Origin of the sequence: Micromonospora sp. S4605 (genome assembly GCF_003176715.1) — a bacterium.
Classification (GTDB): domain Bacteria; phylum Actinomycetota; class Actinomycetes; order Mycobacteriales; family Micromonosporaceae; genus Micromonospora; species Micromonospora echinaurantiaca.
On record NZ_QGSW01000128.1, the window covers coordinates 1 to 6,479 of the forward strand.

The following is a 6,479-nucleotide window of genomic DNA, read 5'->3' on the forward strand; positions in this document are numbered from 1 at the left end:
GGGCGGGGCGGGGTGGATCAGCGCATAGGCTGAGCGGATGGTTGATCGCACCGACCCGGGCCCGAGTGACGCGAGTGTGCGCCGGGCGCTGCGCCGGGCCGAGACCGGGCGGGCGCTGGACGTCGACGAGGCGACCGCACTGCTGAGCGCCCGCGGCGCCGCGCTGGACGAACTGCTCCGGATCGCCGGCGCCGTACGCGACGCGGGCTTGCGCGAGGCCGGTCGCCCCGGCATCATCACCTTCTCCAAGAAGGTCTTCATCCCGCTCACCCGGCTCTGCCGGGACCGCTGCCACTACTGCACGTTCGCCACCGTGCCGCACCGGCTGCCGGCGGCCTTCCTGGACCGCGACGAGGTGCTGGCGATCGCCCGGGCGGGCGCGGCCCAGGGCTGCAAGGAGGCCCTGTTCACCCTCGGCGACCGGCCCGAGGAGCGCTGGCCGGCGGCCCGTCGCTGGCTGGACGAGCGCGGCTACGACTCCACCCTGGACTACCTGCGCGCCTGCGCGGTCGCGGTGCTGGAGGAGACCGGCCTGCTGCCGCACCTGAACCCCGGCGTGCTCTCCTGGGCCGAGCTGCAACGGCTCAAGCCGGTCGCGCCGAGCATGGGGATGATGCTGGAGACCACCGCGACCCGGCTCTGGTCGGAGCCGGGCGGCCCGCACTACGGCTCGCCGGACAAGGAGCCGGCGGTCCGGCTGCGGGTGCTCGACGACGCCGGCCGGGTCGGCGTGCCGTTCACCACCGGCATCCTGATCGGCATCGGCGAGACGCCCGCCGAGCGGGTCGACGCGATCTTCGCGATCCGCCGGGCGCACCGCGAGTACGGCCACCTCCAGGAGGTGATCGTGCAGAACTTCCGCGCCAAGCCGGACACCGCGATGCGCGGCATGCCCGACGCGGAGCTGCACGACCTCGCCGCGACGGTGGCGGTTGCCCGGGTGCTGCTCGGCCCGCGGGCCCGGATCCAGGCCCCGCCCAACCTCATCGCCGGCGAGTACGACCTGCTGCTGCGGGCCGGCATCGACGACTGGGGCGGGGTGTCGCCGCTGACCCCGGACCACGTCAACCCGGAGCGGCCGTGGCCGCAGCTCGACGAGTTGGCCGGGCACACCGAGAAGTCCGGCTTCACCCTGCGCGAGCGGCTGACCATCTACCCGGAGTACGTCCGGGCCGGCGACCCGTGGCTGGACCCGCGGCTGCTGCCGCACGTGACCGCGCTGGCCGACCCGGCCACCGGGCTCGCCGTCGAGCAGGCCCGGCCGACCGGCCGCCCGTGGCAGGAGCCGGAGGAGGTGTTCGGCGGGCGGACCGACCTGCACGCCACCATCGACACCACCGGGCGTACCGGCGATCGGCGAGGCGACTTCGACAGCGTCTACGGCGACTGGTCCGAGGTGGCCACCAGGGTCGGCGCCGCGCCGGCCGGGTCGGGTGGCGGCGACGCCGACCTGCGGGCCGGGCTGCGGCTGGCGGCCGACGATCCGGCCGCGCTGCTCGATCCGCGGCACACCGACGCCGCGCTGGCGCTCTTCGCCGCCGACGGGCCGGCGTTGGACGAGCTCTGCCGGCTGGCCGACGACGTCCGCCGGGACACCGTCGGCGACGACGTGACCTACGTGGTCAACCGCAACATCAACTTCAGCAACGTCTGCTATGTCGGGTGCCGGTTCTGCGCCTTCGCCCAGCGGGAACGGGACGCCGACGCGTACCGGCTCTCGGTGGACCAGGTCGCGGACCGGGCCGAGGAGGCGTGGGCGGCCGGCGCCACCGAGGTCTGTCTGCAGGGCGGCATCGACCCGAAGCTGCCGGTCACCGGCTACGCCGACCTGGTCCGCGCGATCAAGGCGCGGGTGCCCGGGATGCACGTGCACGCATTCTCGCCGATGGAGATCGTGACCGCCGCCGCGAAGGCGGGCGTGCCGGTGCGGGAGTGGCTGGGCCTGCTGCGCGACGCCGGGCTGGACACCATCCCGGGCACCGCCGCCGAGATCCTCGACGACGAGGTGCGCTGGGTGCTCACCAAGGGCAAGCTGCCGGCCGCCGCCTGGGTCGAGGTGGTCAGCACGGCCCACGAGCTGGGCATCCGGTCCAGCTCCACGATGATGTACGGCCACGTCGACCATCCCGGTCAGTGGCTCGCGCACTTCCGGGTGCTGGCCGGGGTGCAGGACCGCACCGGCGGGTTCACCGAGTTCGTGGCGCTGCCGTTCGTGCACACCAACGCCCCGATCTACCTGGCCGGCATCGCCCGGCCCGGGCCGACCTGGCGGGAGAACCGGGTGGTGCACGCGATGGCCCGGCTGCTGCTGCACGGGCGGATCGACAACATCCAGTGCTCCTGGGTCAAGCTCGGCGACGACGGCACGGCGGAGATGCTCCGCGGCGGCTGCAACGACCTCGGCGGCACCCTGATGGAGGAGACCATCTCCCGGATGGCCGGCTCCGCCAACGGGTCCGCGCGGACCGAGGAGCAGTTGCGGGCCATCGCCGCGAAGGCCGGACGACCGGCCCGCAAACGTACGACCGCGTACGGTCACCCGCGCCCGTAGCGTCGAACCTTTCCCCGCCGCCGGCCGTACCACTGGACGCCGGCGGCGGTCGCGGCGAGGACCGCCGCCGGCATCCCCGCAGGGGCCCGGCGGCGTCGTTCCGCGGCGCGGCGCCGGCCCTGGTCCGCCACCCGGGCGCACCCGCGCCGCAGCCGGAAAGGTTGCCCATGACCAGTGATCAGCGGAAGCGGCCCTGGCCGCGCCTGACCCGACGGCAGACGTTGACCGCGGCGGCCAGCGCCACGCTCGGCGCGGCCGCCCTCACCGTGCCGGGCCTGTCGGCCGCGCAGAACGCCCCCGACGCGGCGGCCGACGAGCCGATCGTCGTGCACCTGCGGGACGCCGCCGCCGGAAAACTGGACGTCTTCGTCGGCACCACCCGGGTCGAGGTACGCGACCGTGGACTGGCCGACCGGTTGCGCCGCGCCGCCGGCCGGGCCTGAACGGAGGGTGGTCCGCCATGTCTTCCCACCGCGAGGCACCGGAGATAGCCAAGGACCCGGTCGCCGACTCGTCCGACCTGTACGCCTTCGTCAGCCCCGACCGGCCCGACACGGTGACGCTGATCGCGAACTACGTGCCGTTGCAGTTGCCGTCCGGCGGGCCGAACTTCTTCGAGTTCGGCGACGACGTGCAGTACGACATCAATATCGACAACGACGGCGACGGTCGCCCCGACATCGTCTACCGTTTCGAATTCACCACCGAGATCACCAATCCGAACAGCTTTCTCTACAACACCGGCCCGATCGACTCGCTGGACAGCGAGAACTGGAACCGCCGGCAGTTCTACAGCCTGACCCGGATCGCCGGCGGCCGGGAGCACCGGCTGGCGCACAAGCTGCCCTGCCCGCCGTGCAACGTGGGCCCGCTCTCCACGCCCAACTACACCGAGCTGGTCCGGCAGGCGACCTACAGCCTCTCCACCGGCGAGCGGGTCTTCGCCGGGCAGCGGGCGGACGGCTTCTTCGTCGACCTGGGCGCGGTCTTCGACCTCGGTACGCTGCGCCCGTTCCAGCAGCTGCACGTGGCCGGCAAGAAGGTCTTCCGGGCCGAGGGCGAGCCGGTGAACGCGACCGACCGGATGAACGTGCACAGCATCGCGTTGCAGGTGCCGCTGGGCAAGGTGCGCCGGCGCGCCAACCGCTACGGGGTGGCCGACCAGGCGTCGGTGATCGGCGTCTGGACCTCGGCCGCGCGGCGGCAGGCCCGGGTGATCGGCAGCGAACCGGGGCCGGCCGTGGCGGCGGGGCCGTTCGTCCAGGTGTCCCGGTTGGGCAATCCGCTGTTCAACGAGGTCATCGTGCCGATGTCGCAAAAGGACCGGTGGAACTCGCTGCCGCCGGCGGAGGACAAGCGGTTCGCCCAGTTCGTCGAGCAGCCGGAGTTGGCAGCCCTGCTGCCGGCGCTCTACCCGGGCGTGTTTCCCAACCTGGACCGGTTGAACAAGGCGAAGAAGGCCCGGGCCGACCTGGTGGCGATCCTGCTCACCGGCGTGCCGGCGGGGCTGATCGACGGGTTCACCAACGCCACCGGCGACGTGCAGGCCGACATGCTGCGGTTGAACACGGCCATCCCGCCCAGCCGGCGGCCGGACCGGTTCGGCGTGCTCGGCGGCGACCTGGCCGGGTTCCCGAACGGGCGCCGACCCGTCGACGACGTGGTCACCATCGCGCTGCGGGCCATCGCCGGGTTGACAGTGCCGCTGGTCGACCGGACGTTCCGGCCGGACGCGGCGGCGGCCGCGGTCACCCCGGGGCTGAGCGCCGCCGACGTGACCGCCGGGTTCCTGCCGGCCTTTCCCTACCTGGGCACGCCGTACGACGGGTTCAACAACCCACCGGCGGAGAGGTGACGGGGGAGCGGATGGAGCACGCGTACGGGCCGTCGGAGACCGGCAGCGTCGTCCTGGACCTGGGCGGCGACACCGGGGCTCTGATCATCTACACCGGACGGGACCTGCACGGGCGGGAGATCGAGATCAGCCGGACCGCCGACGCGGCGGCGGGTGCCGGCGACGCGCCGCGTACCCACTCGGCGGTGCGGGAGCGGCGGGTCCGCGACGGCACCTTCCACAGTGCTGTCTACCCGGACCTGCCCGCCGGTCTCTATACCGTCTGGTGGGACGACCGGACGCCGGCCGGCGCGGTCACCGTCAGCGGCGGCTCGGTCGCCGAGTTCGTCTGGCCGACCAGGGTCCCGCCGGGCGGTAGCTGACCCCGTCCAGCTCACCGAGCACCGCGCTCCGTCCACATTGTGGGCGGAGCGCGGTCGGCGTTTCCGGCTCGACGGGCGGTCCTGGCGTACTCGGGTTAACCTGGCACCCATCAAGATCACCATCTTGATGGGTGATCTCCCGGGAGTCCTCGCCGGCGCGCCCGTCCCGGGCCGGCGCGGCGACGCCACGGGAGAAAACTCGGGCAACTCGCCGGAGAGGGCGTTACTCGGCCGGGGTCTGAATCGATAGGGCAGGTTGCGAGGCCGGGTGGTCGCGGTGGCCGTCCGGATGCGTGTCGGGAGGGCGACTCCATTATCAAGTTTGGCTTGACGGCGCACGCATTACACGCGTGTAATTTGAATGGGGTTGTTCGCACGGAACGCAACAAAACGGGACCGGACGGACACGCACGCCTTTCGCGTGGGGGGTTGCAGCGGCGATGACGCCGGTGCGCGACAAGGAGGCATCAGATGGACGGCCAGCTTGAGGTGGCCGACCTGCTCGGAAACGCGCCGGAGTGGCAGGAGCGGGCGCTGTGCTCGCAGACCGATCCGGAGGCGTTCTTTCCCGAGAAGGGCGGTTCGACCCGCGAAGCGAAGCGGATCTGCTCGCGCTGCGAGGTCAAGACGGAATGCCTCGAATACGCTCTCGGCCACGACGAGCGGTTCGGGATCTGGGGTGGGCTCTCCGAGCGGGAGCGGCGCAAGCTGAAGCGGCGGGCCGCCTGAGCGGTGCCGGGCCGGGGCGGTGGGGGCCGCCCGGCTCGGGCCCGGGCGCGGCGGCGCCCGTCCGATGAGCGGTGACGTGGCCGCCCGGCACGAGGCGCCGGCCCGGCCGGGTGCGGTCAGGCCAGCTCGTCGGGATCGACGCCGAGCAGGTTCGCCACCTGCTCGATGATCACGTCATGTACCAGGTCGGCGAGGTCCTCGCGGTCCATCGCGCGGAACTCCAGCGGGCGGCGGTAGAGCACGATCCGGGGCGGCACCTCCTGCCGGCCGGGGCGGCCGGGCAGCAGCCGGGCGAGCGGCACCTCGCCGTCCTCCAGGACGTCGGAGTCGTAGACGTTCAACTCCGGTGGCACGTCCTCGACCGCGAACTCGACCCCGGCCAACTCCTTGGCGAACCGCCGTTCCAGCGTCTCGACGGTGTCCAGGACCAGGTCGTCGAAGACCTCCGCCTTGGTCCGGGCCAGCGGCACGGTCGCCGGCACCAGCCGTCCGCGCAGCCCGCGCCCGTGCCGGTCACGGTGGGCGCGCCGGCCGGCCCCGGGGCGGCGGTGTTCCGGGCTCGTCATGAGGCACAGGGTAGCCCCCGGGCCAGGCTGGCCTGCGGCAGTGCCGCCACCGTGGCGCGGCGCGGCCGGGCCGGTCGAATTGTGATCACCATGACGGGCGTGTCGCAACGCGAAGCGGTGCGCCGGAGCCGGTAATGGAGATACCCTGCCGCCGTGAGGTCACCACGGCGCTGCTCCCGTAACGGCTGCCCCCGGCAAGCGGTCGCCACATTGACCTATGTCTACAACGAGTCGACCGCCGTGGTGGGCCCGCTGGCCGCCTTCGCCGAGCCGCACACGTACGACCTCTGTGAGCCGCACGCCCGCAGCCTGACCGCGCCGCGGGGCTGGGACGTGGTTCGGCACGAGGGCGAGTTCGAGCCCCCGCCGCCCACCACCGACGACCTGGTCGCGCTGGCCGAGGCGGTCCGCGAGGC

At 73.0% G+C, this 6,479-nt stretch carries 7 protein-coding genes; 6 read left to right on the forward strand and 1 reads right to left on the reverse strand.

Annotation, left to right across the window (positions count from 1 at the left end; all coding sequences use genetic code 11):
* Positions 1–37 precede the first annotated feature (37 nt).
* The 5 genes from DLJ47_RS08460 (at position 38) to DLJ47_RS08480 (ending at position 5,497) form a co-directional block, all read left to right on the forward strand.
* Positions 38–2,551, forward strand: coding sequence for a bifunctional FO biosynthesis protein CofGH (locus DLJ47_RS08460; protein ID WP_109899504.1), 2,514 nt, complete (start codon positions 38–40; stop codon positions 2,549–2,551).
* Between the two features lie 167 nt (positions 2,552–2,718).
* Positions 2,719–2,994: a hypothetical protein gene (locus DLJ47_RS08465; protein WP_109899505.1), complete on the forward strand. Its 276-nt coding sequence runs from the start codon at positions 2,719–2,721 to the stop codon at positions 2,992–2,994.
* Between the two features lie 17 nt (positions 2,995–3,011).
* Positions 3,012–4,406 (forward strand): DUF4331 domain-containing protein, encoded by a 1,395-nt coding sequence (locus tag DLJ47_RS08470; protein WP_109899506.1) that lies wholly within the window; start codon positions 3,012–3,014, stop codon positions 4,404–4,406.
* A complete protein-coding gene (locus DLJ47_RS08475; RefSeq protein WP_446723542.1) occupies positions 4,403–4,768 on the forward strand; it encodes a phospholipase in 366 nt (121 codons plus the stop codon). The genes DLJ47_RS08470 and DLJ47_RS08475 overlap by 4 nt, the downstream gene beginning before the upstream one ends.
* 471 nt (positions 4,769–5,239) lie before the next feature.
* Positions 5,240–5,497 (forward strand): WhiB family transcriptional regulator, encoded by a 258-nt coding sequence (locus DLJ47_RS08480; RefSeq protein ID WP_007455784.1) that lies wholly within the window; start codon positions 5,240–5,242, stop codon positions 5,495–5,497.
* Positions 5,498–5,613: 116 nt separating this feature from the next.
* Here DLJ47_RS08480 and DLJ47_RS08485 read toward each other — a convergent pair whose 3' ends face one another.
* Positions 5,614–6,063, reverse strand: coding sequence for a metallopeptidase family protein (locus tag DLJ47_RS08485; protein ID WP_088995923.1), 450 nt, complete (start codon positions 6,061–6,063; stop codon positions 5,614–5,616).
* Between the two features lie 153 nt (positions 6,064–6,216).
* Between DLJ47_RS08485 and DLJ47_RS08490 the strand changes: the two genes are divergently transcribed.
* A partial coding sequence (locus tag DLJ47_RS08490; RefSeq protein ID WP_109899508.1) for a DUF3499 domain-containing protein occupies positions 6,217–6,479 on the forward strand: 263 nt, incomplete at its 3' end.

Excerpts from the sequence above, each read along its gene's own strand:
- DLJ47_RS08460 (WP_109899504.1), top strand. The coding sequence starts at position 38 with ATGGTTGATCGCACCGACCCGGGCCCGAGTGACGCGAGTGTGCGCCGG.
- DLJ47_RS08465 (WP_109899505.1), top strand. The coding sequence starts at position 2,719 with ATGACCAGTGATCAGCGGAAGCGGCCCTGGCCGCGCCTGACCCGACGG.
- DLJ47_RS08470 (WP_109899506.1), top strand. The coding sequence starts at position 3,012 with ATGTCTTCCCACCGCGAGGCACCGGAGATAGCCAAGGACCCGGTCGCC.
- DLJ47_RS08480 (WP_007455784.1), top strand. The coding sequence starts at position 5,240 with ATGGACGGCCAGCTTGAGGTGGCCGACCTGCTCGGAAACGCGCCGGAG.
- DLJ47_RS08485 (WP_088995923.1), bottom strand. The coding sequence starts at position 6,063 with ATGACGAGCCCGGAACACCGCCGCCCCGGGGCCGGCCGGCGCGCCCAC.